A 13,839-nucleotide genomic window follows, 5' to 3' on the forward strand; every position below is an offset into this window, starting at 1 on the left:
GCCACCCCCTTGGCCCTCAAGCCGGTCTAAAGCCCAGCCTCTCCAGGACCATGCGGGTGGCAGGGCTTTTGTTGAGGGTGTAGAAGTGCACCCCCTCCACCCCAGCCTCTAAAAGCTCCGCCACCTGGCGGGCGGCATGCTCCACCCCGATCTCCAGAATGGCCTTGGGGTCCTCCTGGTGCCTCTCCAGTTGGGAAAGGAGAGGACCAGGGATGCTGGCCCCACAGACCTCGGTAAAGCGGCGAAGCTGGGGGTAGCTGGTGATGGGCATGATGCCTGGGAGGATGGGGATTCCTATGCCCACCCGCCTGGCCCTTTCCAGGAAGCCGAAGTAGTGGGCATTGTTGAAGAAAAGCTGGGTAATGGCGAAGTCCAAACCCGCCTCCACCTTGGCCTTGAAGTGGAGGAGGTCGGCCTCGAGGCTCGGGCTTTCCGGGTGCCCCTCGGGGTAGGCAGCCCCACCCACGGAGACCCCTTCCCCATACCGCTCCCGGATGGAGGCCACCAACTCCGAGGCATAGCGGAACCCCTCGGGATGGGGTCTAAAGACCCTTTCCCCTTGCGAAGGATCCCCCCTAAGGGCCAGGATGTTCTCCACCCCCACCTCCACGAAGCGGTCCAGGACCTCCGCCACCTCCTTCCGGCTCTGCCCGGCCACGGTGAGGTGGGCAAGGGGGTTTAGCCCCAAGTCCAAAATGCGCTTGGCCCAAAGGACGCTCCTTTCCCGGGTGCTCCCCATGGCCCCGTAGGTGATGGAAACGAAGGCGGGCCGGAAGGGCTTAAGCTCCTCCATGGTGCGGAAAAGGGCCTCCTCCCCTTCCGGGGTCTTGGGGGGGAAGAACTCAAAGGAAAAAAGGGGCCCCTTGCGCGCCTTTAGGAGGTCCCGTATTTTCATGCGCAAGAGTGTAGCCCCTCCTCCCCCCCAGGTCAAGGTGGCAAAATGGGGGTATGGTAGAGGTTCCGGAAATCCCCAAGGTGGAAGGTTTGGAGCTCCCGGCCAAGGAGACCGCCTTAATCGTGGTGGACATGCAAAACGACTTCGCCCACCCGCAAGGGGCCCTTTTCGTGCCCGATGCCCCCAAAAGCGTCCCCGCCATCCGGCTCCTTCTGGAAAGGGCGCGGCGGGCGGGTACGCGGGTGGTCTACACCCAGGACTGGCACCGGGAGGACGATCCCGAGTTCCAGATCTGGCCCCGGCATGCGGTGGCCGGCACCTGGGGGGCGGAGATCCTGGAGGAGCTTCGCCCCGAACCGGGGGACCTGGTGGTCCAGAAAGTGCGCTACGACGCCTTCTACGGCACCCCCTTGGACCATTACCTCCACCTCTGGGGGATTAAGAACGTGGTGGTGACGGGCACCGTGGCCAACATCTGCGTGCTCCACACCGCAGGTTCCGCCGCCTTGCGCTGGTACCGGGTGGTCCTCCCGGAAGACGCCACCAGCGCCCTTACCCCCTTTGACCTCCAGGCTGCCTTGCGCCAGATCACCTTCCTCTACCAGGGCAAGGTAACCCGGGCCGAAGGGGTGCGGTTTGTCTAGGCACCTGGCCTCGAGGTTCCGCCTGAGGCGGCCCAGGGTCTGGCCGGTGGGGGATTTGGGCCTACGCCGGAAAGCCAAGGGGCTCCTTGGTGGGAAGACCCCGGCGCTTCCTGCCTTGGGCGAGCCCCTCCGGCCCTACCCTCGCCACCAGGCTTGGTACCTATGGCGAACCCTGGATTAACCCCCTTGGCCCAGGCGGAAGGCGAAGGGGAGGTCCGCCTCCTGAGGCAGGCCCAGGACCTGGGCTTTCCCGTGGTGGAAACCTGGGTGGTGGGGCTATGGGAGGAGTTTGCCCGCCTCAACAACCTTCCTGAGCGCATCCAAAGGCTTTTCCAAGGCGTCTTCGGCGTGCGCATAGACGAGGAACGCCTCCTCCTGGCAGCCGAAGAAGCGGAAAGGGCGGTGCGGGAAAGCTACCTGTTGCCGGAACGGGCCGAGGCCTTTCTCCATGCCCTACAGGGGAAGGATCCCTTCCTCCTTCGCCGGCCCGGGGAAGGCCGCTACCGGCTGGCCCATACCCCCCAGGAAGCCCTCTTCGCCCTAAAACGGCTTTGGGCGGAGGCCTTTAGGGTGGAGGCCATCTTGGAGCGCTATCCCTTTCTCTTTCCTCCCTCGGCTCCCGTCTTGGTTCAGGCCCTGGACACCCCCGGCAAGGACCCCCTCCTCGAGGTCCAGGAAGACCCTTTCCTCTCTTTGGATCTCCTTGAGGCCTTGGGGGAAAGGGTGGTCGCCTACACCTGGGGAGGCCTCCTCTTGCGGATAGAATCCCAACATGGTGGATAGCCACCTTCATACCCCCCTTTGCGGCCACGCCCAGGGAGCCCCTGGGGAGTATCTCTTCCACGCCCGCAAGGCAGGGCTAAAGGGCGTGGTCTTCACCGACCACAGCCCCATGCCCTCCTGGTACGACCCCACGAGCCGCATGCGCCTCGAGGCCCTCCCCTTTTACCTTCTGGCCCTGGAAAGGGTCCGGGAGGAACACCCGGACCTCTACATAGGGATTGGCCTCGAGGCGGACTTCCACGAGGGGACCCAGGGCTTTGTGGCCACCCTTCTCAAGGGCTACCCCTTTGACTACGTGATTGGGAGCGTCCACTACCTGGGGGCCTGGCCCTTGGACCATCCCGACCACCAGGAGGAGTACACCTGGCGGGAACTGAGGGAGATTTTCCAAGCCTACTTCCAGGAGGTGGAGAAGGCCGCCAGAAGCGGGCTCTTCCACGCCATCGGCCACCTAGACCTGCCCAAGAAGTTCGGCCACCACCTGCCCGAGGAGGTCCTCTTGGACCTTGCCGAACCGGCCCTTCAGGCCATAGCGGAGGAGGGGCTTTTCCTGGACGTGAACACCGCCGGGCTCAGGAACCCGGCCAAGGAGATCTACCCCGCCCCCTTCCTCCTCAGGCGGGCCCGGGAGCTGGGTATTGGGGTAGTGCTGGGCTCCGATGCCCACCGGCCAGAGCAGGTGGGGCATGCCTTCCCTGAAGCGGTGGCGCTTTTGCTGGACCTGGGGTATCGGGAAGCCCACTACTTCCAAGGGGGAAAGCCCTTAGCCTACCCCTTGTCCAGGGCCTCATAAACCCGCTCTCTCAGGGTACCCAGGTCCAGGTCTTCCCGCCGTCCCGAGGCCCATTCGTACGCCCTCACCGCCGCCACCAACCGGGAAAAGGCCTCGGCGCAAGGGTTGGGAGCCGGGGCCTCATACTCCATGAAGGTGACCCGCTCGTAGTCCTCGGCGTACTCTTCCTCTTCCGCCTTCACGCACTCCCAATAGCGGCGCAACGCCTCCTCCACATGGAGGCGGGCCTGCTCCAAGGCCGTCAAGGTCCTTCACCACCTTTGCGGCTTTGGAACCTCAGGCTTGCCGCAGGGATAGGGCCTTCCTGGAAGCGCTCCTCCCGCCAGGGGTCGCCCCGGAAATGGTAACCCAGCCCTTCCCAAAAGCCCAACTCCAGATGGTCCAAAAGTTCTATGCTCCGCACCCACTTGGCGCTTTTCCAAGCGTAAAGGTGGGGCACCAAAAGCCGCACCGGCCCACCGCGTTCCAAAGGCAGGGGCTTGCCGTAAAGGGTATGGGCAAGGAGAACGTCCTCCCGCAGGAGGTCCTCCAGGAAGAGGTTGGTGGTGTAGCCCCCGTAACAGTGGACCAAGGCGGCTACCGCCTGGGGCTTAGGCTTGGCCTTCAGCAAAAGATCCTTCACCCGCACCCCTTTCCAAGCCACGTCCAGGCGGCTCCAGCGGGTCACGCAGTGGAAATCCCGGGTGAGCTCCACCTGGGGTAGCCCCAGAAGCTCCTGGTAGGTGAGGGTAAGGGGCTCTTCCACCAGGCCAAGAAGGGAAAAGCGCCACTCCTCGGGGGAAACCCTGGGCTCCTCCCCATAGGTGAGGATGGGGAAGCGCTCCGTCACCACCTGGCCGGGGGGGATACGGTCCATACCCCCAGGTTAAGACCCGCTCCGGGGCCTAAAAGCAACCTGGCTCACCGGCTTTGGTAGCGGATCACCTCCACCTTCTCCAAGGTGACCAAACCCTCCTTCACCATCCCATCCAATACGGGCAGGAAGGCCCGGATCTTCTCCTCCGTATCCACGATCTCGATCATGACGGGCAGGTCCTCGGAAAGCTGCAGCACCTTGGCGGTGTGGATGCGGGAGTGTCCGCCGAAACCCATGAAGCCCTTAAACACCGTGGCCCCGGCCAGGCCCTGGCGCTTGGCCTCGAGGACGATGGCCTCGTAGAGGGGTTTCCCCCCATGCCGGTCCGACTCCCCCACGAAGATGCGCAGGAGCTTGGCCTCCCCTTCCAGCTTCATACCCCTAGGCTACCAGGGCCCCGCCCAGGCGGTAGCCCAAAAGCACCAGGAAAAGGCCCAGGAAGACGCTGAAAAAAACGTATAGAAAGGCCCTCCAGGCCTCACCATCTTGGAAGAGGGCCAGGGTTTCGTAGCTGAAGGTGGAAAAGGTGGTGAACCCCCCTAATACCCCCACCGCCAGGAAGAGGCGCCCTTCCCCGGAAAGGGCCCCCTCCAGGGATAGGCGGATCACCACGCCGATAAGAAAGCTGCCCAAGGCGTTGATCAAGAGGGTGCTATAGGGAAAGCTAGGCCCGGTGAGGGCCTGCACCCAGACCCCAAGCCCATAGCGTAAGAGGGAGCCCAAGGCTCCCCCCAAGGCCACCAGGAGATACCGCTCCACCCCCAAAGTATATTGGGACCATGAAGCCCAAGACCCTTTCCCCCATCCTCACCGCCAAGGGGGTGCGCCTGGCCATCGCCGTGGGCCGGTTCAACGAGCGGGTGACCAAGATGCTCTTGGAAGGGGCCCTCGAGGCCTATGCCCGCCTGGGGGGGGACCCCGGCGAGGTCCTGGTGGCCTGGGTACCGGGTTCCTTTGAACTCCCCCTGGTGGCCAAGCGCCTGGCGTTGCGCCCCGACGTGGATGCGGTGGTGGCCCTAGGGGCCGTGGTGCGGGGGGAAACCCCCCACTTTGAGTACGTGGCCACCCAGGCTGCCTCGGGCCTCATGCAGGCCATGCTGCAGACGGAAAAGCCCATCGTCTTCGGCGTCCTCACCACCAATACCCCAGAGGAGGCCCAGGAGAGGGCCGGGGGCAAGGCGGGGAACAAGGGAGCCGAGGCGGTCTTCACCGCCATTGAGATGGTGCGGCTTCTAGAGGCTATTTCCCGGTGAACAGGGCCCGGGCGTAGCGCAGGTGCAGGTAGAGGAAGCACCCCAAGCAGAAGCCGAAGGCCAGGTTAATGAAGGCCAGGAGGGCCACCAAAAGGGCCAGGCCATAACCGACCCCCTTTAGGCCGAGAAGGAGGAACAAGGAAGCCAGTCCCAAAAACACCGCCCCCAGGGTACGGGCGAAGCGGTGGGGCCTGGGGTCCTCCTCCACCAGCCTGGGGGGGATGCCCAGGGCCCGCTTGAGGGCCACCATCAGGTCCCAAGGGGTATGTTGGCTGGCCATCAGGAGGAAAAGAAGATAGACCAAAAGGGGAAGGTCCAAAAGCGCCGCCAAGGGCAGAAGAAGGCTAAGCAGCACCTGGTTAAAGCGGAGCTGGTTCCGGTCCGTCTTCATGGGACCAGTATACACCTGAGCCTGTGAAGAATAGGGGTAAAGGCACGCTTTGCGGAACCCCAGGGCACAATAGAGGCATGGTTCCCCTCCTCACCACCCCGCTACCGGTACCCCATGGCTTCACCACCCGTCTGGGCGGGGTTTCCGAAGGCCCCTTCCAAAGCCTGAACCTCTCCGCCGCCACCGGGGACGCCCCCGAAAGGGTGGCCGAAAACCAAAGGCGGGTCCTGTCCCTTTTTGGCCACCCCCCGGTGGCCGGGCTCAAGCAGGTGCACGGAACGGAGATCCACCTGGTGGAAGGCCCTGGGGTTTGGGAAGGAGATGGCCTCCTCACCCAAACCCCTGGACTCCTCCTCCGGGTGGGGGTAGCGGACTGCTACCCTCTTTTGCTTTACCACCCAAAAGGCGCGGTGGCGGCCCTGCATGCCGGCTGGCGGGGGGTGGTGGGGGGTATCCTGCCTCGAGCCTTAGAGCTCCTAGAGAGGCTGGGGCTGGATCCAGAGGAGACCCACCTGGCCATCGGCCCTGGCATTGGGGGCCGGTGCTACCAGGTGGGGGAGGAGGTGGCAAAGCGGTTCGCCCAAGCGGGTCTAGGCACCTTTACCCCGGACCCCACCACCCCCGGGAAGTACCTTCTGGACCTGGAAAGGGCCCTCCTCCTCCAGGCGGAAAAGGCCGGGCTTTCCCCGGAAAGGATCCACCGGGTGGGCCTCTGCACCCACTGCGAACCCACCCTCTTCTCCCACCGCCGCGACCGGGGGAGGACGGGGCGGATGTGGGGGCTCATCATGCTCCCCCGTTAAGGGCTCGTTAACCCCGCCGTGGCACAATGGAAGCATGCTCTTCCCCCGGGCGGTCCTGCCCTCCCTCCTCCACCTCACCCCAAAGTGGCTAAAGGAACGAGGCCTTAAGGGGGTGATCCTGGACCTGGACAACACCCTCCTGCCTTACGGGGAGGAGACACCTTTGCCGGAGCACCGGGCCTGGTTGGAGGCCTTAAAGGCTGAGGTTCCCGTTTATCTTCTCTCCAATGCCTTGCCCGAACGCTTCCGCCGCATCCAAGAACAGCTGGGCCTTCCCGGCCACGCCCCCGCCTTAAAGCCTTGGTTGGGGTTTAAAAGGGCCCTGGAGGTCCTGGGACTTCCCGCCCGGGAAGTAGCGGTGGTGGGGGACCAGGTTTTCACCGATGTCCTTGGGGGCAACCTGGTGGGCGCCTACACGGTCTTGGTGCCCCCCTTGCGGGAAAGGGAATTCTTTTACACCCGTTTCATACGGATGCTGGAGGCTCCATTTAGAACGCCACGGGGAGGACTGGGATGAGCGTGCTGACCATCGGCGATAAACGACTGGGTGCCATCCTGTTGGATGCCGGCCTCCTCACCGACGAGGAGCTCCAGATGGCCCTGGAGAAGCACCGGGAGGTGGGAGGCTCCTTGGCGGAGGTCATCGTGGACTCGGGCCTTCTCTCCGAAAGGCGCATCGCCCAGGCCATTGAGGACCATTTCGGCATCCCCTTGGTGGAGCTTCATACCTTGGAGATCCCCCCCAGGGTGAAGGCCCTTTTGCCGGCGGAGAAGGCCAAGGAGCTCCAGGCCATCCCCTTTGCCCTGGACGAGGAGGCGGGCGTGGTGCGGGTGGCCTTCGTGAACCCCCTGGACACCCTGGCCCTCGAGGAGGTAGAGGACCTCACGGGGATGGTGGTGGAGCCCTACCAGGCCACCAAGAGCGCCTTCCTCTATGCCTTGGCTAAGAACTACCCAGAGCTCGGCCTGCCCCTACCCCCTCCCCCCAGCGGCCCTAGCCGGGAGGAGCTGAGGGTGGGCGAGCTTTTGGTGCAAAAGGGCCTTTTGGACCGGAACACCCTGGAGGAAGCCCTGGTGGAGCAGGAAAAGACCGGGGATCTCCTGGGCCGCATCCTGGTGCAAAAGGGGCTACCTGAGGAAGCCCTCTACCGGGTTTTGGCGGAACAACGGGGCATGGAGTTCCTCCCCTCCACCCAAGGCCTCTCCCCCGACCCCACCGCCGCCCATCTGCTCCTTCGTTCCGACGCCCTGCGCTATAGCGCCGTGCCCGTGGGGTTCAAGGACGGGGAGGTGGAGGTGGTCCTGGCCGACCCCCGGCACAGGGAAGCGGTGGCGGAGCTTTTGCGCCAGCCCGTCCGTTTCCTCCTCACCCCACCCAAAGAGTGGGAATCCCTTTTCCACCGGGCCTATCCGGAGAAGAGCCGCCTGGGGGAGGTCCTGGTCCAGGAAGGGCGCTTGAGCCGGGAGGACCTAAGGGAGGCCCTCGAGGTGCAAAAGCGCCTGCCCAAGGCCAAGCCCCTGGGGGAGATCCTGGTGGAACTGGGCCTGGCCCGACCCGAGGATGTGGAGGAGGCCCTGAAAAAGCAGCGCCAGGGTGGAGGCCGCCTCGAGGACACCCTGGTGGCCTCGGGCAAGCTCAAACCCGAGGCCCTAGCCCAGGCGGTGGCAGCCCAGCTGGGCTATACCTACCTTAACCCCGAGGAGAACCCCCCGGACCCCGGGGCCGCCCTTCTCCTCCCTGAGGACCTGGCCCGCCGCTATGGGGTCTTCCCCCATCACCTGGAGGGCAAGTCCCTGGTTCTCCTCATGAAGGATCCCCGGAACATCCTGGCCCTGGACGACGTCCGCCTGGCCTTAAAGCGCAAGGGCCTGGCCTACGAGGTGGTGCCCGCGGTGGCCACCGAGGCCGCCATCGCCAAGCTGATAGAGCGCTTTTACGGCAAGGAGGAGCTGGGCGAGATCGCCAAGGAGCTCTCCAAGGGCTACCAGGAAGAGGAGGCCATTACCCCCGAGCTGGACGAAAGCGCCGCCCAGAAGTTCGTCAAGCAGGTGATCCGGGAAGCCTACCTACAGGATGCCTCCGATATCCACATAGAGCCCCGGCAGTCGGATGTGCTGGTGCGCCTGCGCATCGACGGCACCTTGCGCCAGTACACCACCCTGCCCAAAGGGGCTCTAAACTCCGTCATCAGCGTGGTCAAGATCATGGGGGGTCTCAACATCGCCGAAAGGCGCCTGCCCCAGGACGGGCGGGTGCGCTACCGGGAAGGGGCCATCGACGTGGACCTCCGCCTCTCCACCCTGCCCACCGTCTACGGGGAGAAAGCGGTGATGCGCCTTCTGAAAAAGGCCACCGACATCCCGGAGATCGAGGGGCTGGGCTTCGCCCCCGGAGTCTTTGAGCGCTTTCAGGAGGTGATCTCCAAGCCCTACGGCATCTTCCTCATCACCGGCCCCACCGGAAGCGGCAAGAGCTTCACCACCTTCTCCATCCTGAAGCGCATCGCCACCCCCGACAAGAACACCCAAACCATCGAGGACCCCGTGGAGTACGAGATCCCCGGCATCAACCAGACCCAGGTGAACCCCCAGGCGGGCCTCACCTTCGCCCGGGCCCTTAGGGCCTTCTTGAGGCAGGACCCGGACATCATCATGGTGGGGGAGATCCGGGACTCGGAAACCGCCAAGATCGCCACCGAGGCCGCCCTCACCGGGCACCTGGTGATCGCCACCTTGCACACCAACGACGCCGCCCAGGCCATCACCCGCCTGGACGAAATGGGAGTGGAGCTTTTCAACATCTCCGCCGCCCTCATCGGGGTGCTCTCCCAACGGTTGGTGCGCAGGATCTGCGACGGATGCAAGGTGGAGGTGAAGCCCGACCCGGAGATCCTGCGCCGCTTGGGCCTTTCCGAAAGGGAGATCCAAGGGGCTAAGCTCTTTAGGGGCATGGGGTGCGAGCGCTGCGGGGGAACGGGCTATAAGGGACGCTACGCCATCCACGAGCTATTGGTGGTGGACGACGAGATCCGCCACGCCATCGTGGCCGGCAAGTCGGCCACGGAGATCAAGGAGATCGCCAGGAGGAAGGGGATGAAAACCCTGCGGGAGGATGGCATCTACAAGGCCCTCCAGGGGATCACCACCCTCGAGGAGGTCCTGGCGCGTACCATTGAGTAAAGGAGTGAGCCATGGCTAAAACACCCGACATCGTGGATCTTCTGACCCTGGCCGTGGAGCGGGGGGCCAGCGACCTGGTGATCACCGTGGGCCTTCCCCCCATGATCAAGGTGGATGGGGAGTTCCACCCCACGGAGTACGAACCCCTCTCCCCCCAGGACACCCGCCGGCTCATGTACGCCCTCATGGACGAGAAGCAGCAGCGGGTCTTTGAGGAGGAAAAGGAGCTGGATTTCTCCTTTAGCCTACCGGGAAGGGGGCGCTACCGGGTAAACGTCTTCCTGCAACGGGGAAGCGTGGGAGGGGTCCTTAGGGTGGTACCCGCCACCATCAAGAGCTTTGAGGAGCTGGGCCTGCCCAAGAACATCGCCGAGATCGCCATGGCCCCAAGGGGCCTGGTCCTGGTCACGGGGCCCACGGGGTCGGGGAAAAGCACCACCTTGGCCTCCATGATCGACTACATCAACGAGCGCAAGCCCGTGCACATCGTGACCATCGAGGACCCCATAGAGTTTTTCCACAAGCACAAGAAGGCCATCGTCAACCAGCGGGAGATCGGCTCCGATACCCACGGGTTCCATAAGGCCCTAAGGAGCGTCCTCCGCCAGGCCCCGGACGTGATCCTGGTGGGGGAGATGCGGGACTACGAGACCATCGCCGCCGCCATCACCGCCGCGGAAACTGGGCACTTGGTCATGGGCACCCTGCACACCAACTCCGCCCCCGAGACCATCGACCGCATCATCGACGTCTTCCCGGAGGCCCAGCAGGAGCAGGTGCGGGTGCAGCTTTCCAACAACCTGGTGGCGGTGCTTACCCAGCAACTCCTTCCCAAGGCCTTCGGGGGCGGAAGGGTGTTGGCTTACGAGCTCATGATCGCCACCCCGGCGGTAAGGGCCTTGATCCGGGAGGGGAAAAGCCACCAGCTCCGGAGCGTGATCCAGACGGGTGGCCAGTACGGCATGGTCACCATGGACGCCTGCCTGGCGGACCTTTACCGGCGCAAGCTGATCACCTACGAGATGGGCTTGAACAGGGCGGTGGACCCCAAGGAGTTCATGCGCCTCGCCGGGGTGCAGGAGGGAGCCAAGCGCCCCTAAAGGGCCCAAGGGCTTGGTAAACTTTAGATCATGTATGAGGCGGTTATCGGCCTCGAGGTCCACCTGCACCTGAAGACCCGGACCAAGGCCTTCTGCGGCTGTGAGGCCGAGTATTTTGGAGCTCCTCCCAACACCCACACCTGCCCCGTCTGCCTGGGCCTTCCTGGGGCCCTCCCCGTGCCCAACAAAAGGGCGGTGGAGTTTGGCCTAAGGCTCGCCCTGGCCCTGGGAAGCCGGGTTCCGGAAAGGCTGGTCTTCCACCGCAAAAACTACTTCTACCCCGACCTTCCCAAAAACTACCAGATCAGCCAGTACGACCTGCCCCTGGGCCAAGGGGGCAGCCTCCCTTTGGGGGAAAGGGCCGTGCGCATCAAGCGCCTCCACCTGGAGGAGGACGCCGGCAAAAGCCTCCACCTGGAGGACCGCACCCTTTTGGACCTGAACCGGGCGGGAAGCCCCCTGATTGAGCTGGTCACCGAACCCGACCTCTATAGCCCCGAGGAAGCCCGGCTTTTTCTCCAACGCATCCAGGCCCTGGTCCAGACCCTGGGCATCTCCGAGGCCAGCCCCGAGGAGGGAAAGATGCGGGCCGATGTGAACGTTTCCGTGCGCCGCCAAGGGGAGCCTTTGGGCACCAAGGTGGAGATCAAAAACCTCAACTCCTTTAAGAGCGTACAAAGGGCCCTGGAGTACGAGATCCGCCGCCAGACCGAGATCCTAAGGCGGGGGGAGAGGGTCAAGCAGGCCACCATGGGTTTTGAAGAGGGAAGCGGCAAGACCTACCCCATGCGCACCAAGGAGGAGGAGGCGGACTACCGCTACTTCCCCGAGCCCGACATCCCCCCGGTGCCCATCTCCCGGGAATGGCTCGAAGCCATCCGGAACAACCTCCCCGAACTCCCCTGGGAAAAGGAAAGGCGGTACCAGGCCCTGGGGATCAAGGCCAAGGATGCGGAGGTCCTGGCCTATACCCCTTCCCTGGCCCGCTTCCTGGACCAAGCCCTCGGCCTCGGCCAAGCCTCCCCTCAGGCCCTGGCCAACTGGCTTTTGGCGGACGTGGCCGGGCTCTTGAACGAAAAGGGGCTTACCTTGGAACAAACCCGCTTTACCCCAGAGGGTCTCTCCCGGCTGGTGGCCCTCTTCCAGCGGGGGGAGATCACCAGCCGGGTGGCCAAGGAACTCCTGCCCGAGGTGCTGGAGGGCCTGGATCCCGAGGCCCTGGTGCGGGAACGGGGCCTTAAGGTGGTGGCGGACGAGGGGGCCTTGAGGGCCGTGGTGACCGAGGTGATCGCCACCATGCCCGAGGCAGCGGAAAGCGTGCGCCAGGGCAAGCTTAAGGCCCTGGACGCCCTTTTGGGCCAGGTGATGCGGAGAACCAAGGGCCAGGCCAAGCCGGACCTGGTGCGCAGGCTCCTCCTCGAGGCCCTTGGGGTAGGATAAGGCCGATGCGCTACGAGGAGGCCGGGGTCCAAATGGAAGCCAAGGCGGAAGCCCTGAAACGGGCCAAGGAGGCCATCGCCGCCACCTATACCCCGGAGGTCCTAAGGGGCCTTGGGGCCTTCGGCGGGCTTTTTGACGCCAAGAGGCTAAAGGAGATGGCCCACCCTGTCCTGGTGGCCACCACGGACGGGGTGGGAACCAAGACCCTTTTGGCCCTACAGGCAGGGGATGTCTCCGGGCTGGGTTTTGACCTGGTCAACCACTCGGTGAACGACCTTTTGGCCCAAGGGGCTTTGCCCCTCTTCTTCATGGACTACTTGGCGGCAAGCCGCCTGGAGGAGGGGGTGCTCTCCGCCCTCCTCTCCTCCTTGGCCGAGGCCTGTAAGGCCCTGGGCATTCCCCTTCTGGGCGGGGAGACCGCGGAGATGCCCGGGGTTTACCGGGAGGGGGCCTGGGACGTGGCGGGCACCTTGGTGGGGGTGGTGGAAAGGGAGGAGGTCCTGGGCCCGGAAAGGGTAAGGGAAGGGGACGTGCTCCTGGCCCTTCCCTCCTCCGGCCCCCACACCAACGGCTACTCCCTGATCCGGAAGGTGGTAGAGGGGATGGACCTCGAGGGGCCCGTGGCGGAACTAGGGGAAAGCCTAAAGGCCGCCCTCCTCCGTCCCCACCGGGCCTACCTGAAGGAGTTTCTCACGCTTAGGGAAGCAGGCGTGGAGCTCCACGCGGTGGCCCACATCACCGGGGGCGGCCTTCCGGAAAACCTCCCCCGGGCCCTTCCCCAGGGGCTGGGAGCGGAAATCCGCAAGGGAAGCTGGCCCATTCCCCCCATCTTTCCCTACCTGCAACGGATGGGAAACATACCGGAGGAGGAGATGTACCGGGTCTTCAACATGGGCCTAGGGCTCATCCTGGTCCTACCGGAAAAAGACGCCCAAAGGGCCATGGAGCTGGTGGAAAGCTTCCTAGTGGGCAGGGTAGTGGCCGGCTCCGGAATCCGCCTGGTATGAAAGAGATCTGGCTCATCCGCCACGGGGAAACCGAGTGGAACGTCAATAAGCGCTTTCAAGGCCACCTGGATGTGCCCCTCTCCCCGGTGGGCATCGGCCAAGCCTTCCGCCTGGCCCAGCGGCTTGCCCGAAGCCAACTTCCCTTCCACGGGCTTTACGCCTCCGACCTACGCCGGGCCCGGGAAACCGCCGAGCCCCTGGCAGCGATGCTGGGCCTCCCCTTGGAAACCTCCCCGCTTCTGCGGGAGATTGACGTGGGTCTCCTGGCAGGCCTAAGCCGGGTGGAAGCGGAAGCCCGTTACCCCGAGTTCATCCAGGAAGCCCAGAGGGACCCCTGGCATACCCCCCGTCCAGGTGGGGAAAGCATGGCGGACCTGGCCCGGCGCCTGGAGGCTTTCCTGGAGGTGCTCCCACCCGGCCGCCACCTCCTGGTGACCCATGGGGGGGTCATCCGCGCGGCCCTGAAGATGGCCCTGGACCTCGAGGGCGATGCCTGGAGACGCTTCCACATCCCCAACACCTCCATCACCCGCATCCTTCTACCGGCTCAGGAGGTCCTAACGGTTTCCGATAGCGCTCACCTGGAAACCTGGGCCGACTGGCTTTCCGACGAAAGCGTCAAATAAAAAAACCCCAGGCATAAGCCTGGGGTTTTGTTGGAGCGGGAGACGGGACTTGAACCCGCGACCCCGAC

Annotated in this window: 17 protein-coding genes; 11 read left to right on the plus strand and 6 right to left on the minus strand. The window is 64.4% G+C overall.

The window, feature by feature from the left end:
- Positions 1 to 16 precede the first annotated feature (16 nt).
- Complete coding sequence (metF, locus tag DK874_RS01700; protein ID WP_114312221.1) at positions 17 to 895, minus strand: methylenetetrahydrofolate reductase [NAD(P)H]; 879 nt, start codon at positions 893 to 895, stop codon at positions 17 to 19.
- Between the two features lie 53 nt (positions 896 to 948).
- On the opposite strand from metF, the gene DK874_RS01705 reads away from it, so the two are divergent.
- The 3 genes from DK874_RS01705 to DK874_RS01720 all read left to right on the plus strand — a co-directional run bounded on the left by DK874_RS01705 (position 949) and on the right by DK874_RS01720 (position 3,115).
- Entirely contained in the window at positions 949 to 1,539 is a 591-nt protein-coding gene (locus DK874_RS01705) for a nicotinamidase (RefSeq protein ID WP_114312224.1), read from the plus strand.
- A 162-nt stretch (positions 1,540 to 1,701) separates the two neighbouring features.
- Complete coding sequence (locus tag DK874_RS01715) at positions 1,702 to 2,322, plus strand: hypothetical protein (protein WP_114312226.1); 621 nt, start codon at positions 1,702 to 1,704, stop codon at positions 2,320 to 2,322.
- Positions 2,312 to 3,115 (plus strand): histidinol-phosphatase HisJ family protein, encoded by an 804-nt coding sequence (locus DK874_RS01720; RefSeq protein WP_114312228.1) that lies wholly within the window; start codon positions 2,312 to 2,314, stop codon positions 3,113 to 3,115. The genes DK874_RS01715 and DK874_RS01720 overlap by 11 nt, the downstream gene beginning before the upstream one ends.
- On the opposite strand, the gene DK874_RS01725 is transcribed toward DK874_RS01720, so the two are convergent.
- The 4 genes from DK874_RS01725 to crcB are packed head-to-tail and all read right to left on the minus strand — an operon-like array spanning position 3,091 to position 4,730.
- Positions 3,091 to 3,360 (minus strand): hypothetical protein, encoded by a 270-nt coding sequence (locus tag DK874_RS01725; RefSeq protein WP_114312230.1) that lies wholly within the window; start codon positions 3,358 to 3,360, stop codon positions 3,091 to 3,093. The genes DK874_RS01720 and DK874_RS01725 overlap by 25 nt on opposite strands.
- On the minus strand, positions 3,357 to 3,971 hold the full coding sequence (locus DK874_RS01730) for a sulfite oxidase-like oxidoreductase (RefSeq protein WP_114312232.1): 615 nt from the start codon (positions 3,969 to 3,971) through the stop codon (positions 3,357 to 3,359). The genes DK874_RS01725 and DK874_RS01730 overlap by 4 nt, the downstream gene beginning before the upstream one ends.
- A gap of 44 nt (positions 3,972 to 4,015) precedes the next feature.
- On the minus strand, positions 4,016 to 4,348 hold the full coding sequence (locus DK874_RS01735; RefSeq protein WP_114312234.1) for a DUF190 domain-containing protein: 333 nt from the start codon (positions 4,346 to 4,348) through the stop codon (positions 4,016 to 4,018).
- Between the two features lie 4 nt (positions 4,349 to 4,352).
- Positions 4,353 to 4,730 (minus strand): fluoride efflux transporter CrcB, encoded by a 378-nt coding sequence (crcB, locus tag DK874_RS01740; RefSeq protein WP_114312267.1) that lies wholly within the window; start codon positions 4,728 to 4,730, stop codon positions 4,353 to 4,355.
- A gap of 20 nt (positions 4,731 to 4,750) precedes the next feature.
- Here crcB and ribH point away from each other — a divergent pair, with 20 nt between their 5' ends.
- Positions 4,751 to 5,224, plus strand: a complete 474-nt coding sequence (ribH, locus tag DK874_RS01745) for a 6,7-dimethyl-8-ribityllumazine synthase (RefSeq protein ID WP_114312236.1) — start codon at positions 4,751 to 4,753, stop codon at positions 5,222 to 5,224.
- Here ribH and DK874_RS01750 read toward each other — a convergent pair.
- Positions 5,211 to 5,615, minus strand: a complete 405-nt coding sequence (locus DK874_RS01750) for a DUF4395 family protein (protein WP_114312239.1) — start codon at positions 5,613 to 5,615, stop codon at positions 5,211 to 5,213. The two genes, ribH and DK874_RS01750, sit on opposite strands and share 14 nt — an antisense overlap.
- 77 nt (positions 5,616 to 5,692) lie before the next feature.
- On the opposite strand from DK874_RS01750, the gene pgeF reads away from it, so the two are divergent.
- The 7 genes from pgeF to DK874_RS01785 are packed head-to-tail and all read left to right on the plus strand — an operon-like array spanning position 5,693 to position 13,771.
- Positions 5,693 to 6,418, plus strand: a complete 726-nt coding sequence (pgeF, locus tag DK874_RS01755) for a peptidoglycan editing factor PgeF (protein ID WP_114312241.1) — start codon at positions 5,693 to 5,695, stop codon at positions 6,416 to 6,418.
- 34 nt (positions 6,419 to 6,452) lie between these two features.
- Complete coding sequence (locus DK874_RS01760; protein WP_114312253.1) at positions 6,453 to 6,935, plus strand: YqeG family HAD IIIA-type phosphatase; 483 nt, start codon at positions 6,453 to 6,455, stop codon at positions 6,933 to 6,935.
- Entirely contained in the window at positions 6,932 to 9,598 is a 2,667-nt protein-coding gene (gene pilB, locus DK874_RS01765) for a type IV pilus assembly ATPase PilB (protein ID WP_114312256.1), read from the plus strand. Before DK874_RS01760 ends, pilB begins: the two co-directional genes overlap by 4 nt.
- Before the next feature lie 11 nt (positions 9,599 to 9,609).
- A complete protein-coding gene (locus tag DK874_RS01770) occupies positions 9,610 to 10,698 on the plus strand; it encodes a type IV pilus twitching motility protein PilT (protein ID WP_114312258.1) in 1,089 nt (362 codons plus the stop codon).
- A 30-nt stretch (positions 10,699 to 10,728) separates the two neighbouring features.
- The gene (gene gatB, locus DK874_RS01775; protein WP_114312260.1) at positions 10,729 to 12,138 is read left to right on the plus strand and encodes an Asp-tRNA(Asn)/Glu-tRNA(Gln) amidotransferase subunit GatB; all 1,410 of its coding nucleotides are present in this window, start codon (positions 10,729 to 10,731) and stop codon (positions 12,136 to 12,138) included.
- 5 nt (positions 12,139 to 12,143) lie between these two features.
- Positions 12,144 to 13,145: a phosphoribosylformylglycinamidine cyclo-ligase gene (gene purM, locus DK874_RS01780; RefSeq protein WP_114312263.1), complete on the plus strand. Its 1,002-nt coding sequence runs from the start codon at positions 12,144 to 12,146 to the stop codon at positions 13,143 to 13,145.
- Positions 13,142 to 13,771: a histidine phosphatase family protein gene (locus DK874_RS01785; protein WP_114312265.1), complete on the plus strand. Its 630-nt coding sequence runs from the start codon at positions 13,142 to 13,144 to the stop codon at positions 13,769 to 13,771. Before purM ends, DK874_RS01785 begins: the two co-directional genes overlap by 4 nt.
- Positions 13,772 to 13,839 lie beyond the last annotated feature (68 nt).

This window comes from Thermus caldifontis, from assembly GCF_003336745.1.
Taxonomy (GTDB): domain Bacteria; phylum Deinococcota; class Deinococci; order Deinococcales; family Thermaceae; genus Thermus; species Thermus caldifontis.

Coding starts and splice junctions, on each gene's coding strand:
- metF (WP_114312221.1), bottom strand. CDS start 895: ATGAAAATACGGGACCTCCTAAAGGCGCGCAAGGGGCCCCTTTTTTCC.
- DK874_RS01705 (WP_114312224.1), top strand. CDS start 949: ATGGTAGAGGTTCCGGAAATCCCCAAGGTGGAAGGTTTGGAGCTCCCG.
- DK874_RS01715 (WP_114312226.1), top strand. CDS start 1,702: ATGGCGAACCCTGGATTAACCCCCTTGGCCCAGGCGGAAGGCGAAGGG.
- DK874_RS01720 (WP_114312228.1), top strand. CDS start 2,312: ATGGTGGATAGCCACCTTCATACCCCCCTTTGCGGCCACGCCCAGGGA.
- DK874_RS01730 (WP_114312232.1), bottom strand. CDS start 3,971: ATGGACCGTATCCCCCCCGGCCAGGTGGTGACGGAGCGCTTCCCCATC.
- DK874_RS01735 (WP_114312234.1), bottom strand. CDS start 4,348: ATGAAGCTGGAAGGGGAGGCCAAGCTCCTGCGCATCTTCGTGGGGGAG.
- ribH (WP_114312236.1), top strand. CDS start 4,751: ATGAAGCCCAAGACCCTTTCCCCCATCCTCACCGCCAAGGGGGTGCGC.
- DK874_RS01750 (WP_114312239.1), bottom strand. CDS start 5,615: ATGAAGACGGACCGGAACCAGCTCCGCTTTAACCAGGTGCTGCTTAGC.
- pgeF (WP_114312241.1), top strand. CDS start 5,693: ATGGTTCCCCTCCTCACCACCCCGCTACCGGTACCCCATGGCTTCACC.
- DK874_RS01760 (WP_114312253.1), top strand. CDS start 6,453: ATGCTCTTCCCCCGGGCGGTCCTGCCCTCCCTCCTCCACCTCACCCCA.
- pilB (WP_114312256.1), top strand. CDS start 6,932: ATGAGCGTGCTGACCATCGGCGATAAACGACTGGGTGCCATCCTGTTG.
- DK874_RS01770 (WP_114312258.1), top strand. CDS start 9,610: ATGGCTAAAACACCCGACATCGTGGATCTTCTGACCCTGGCCGTGGAG.
- gatB (WP_114312260.1), top strand. CDS start 10,729: ATGTATGAGGCGGTTATCGGCCTCGAGGTCCACCTGCACCTGAAGACC.
- purM (WP_114312263.1), top strand. CDS start 12,144: ATGCGCTACGAGGAGGCCGGGGTCCAAATGGAAGCCAAGGCGGAAGCC.
- DK874_RS01785 (WP_114312265.1), top strand. CDS start 13,142: ATGAAAGAGATCTGGCTCATCCGCCACGGGGAAACCGAGTGGAACGTC.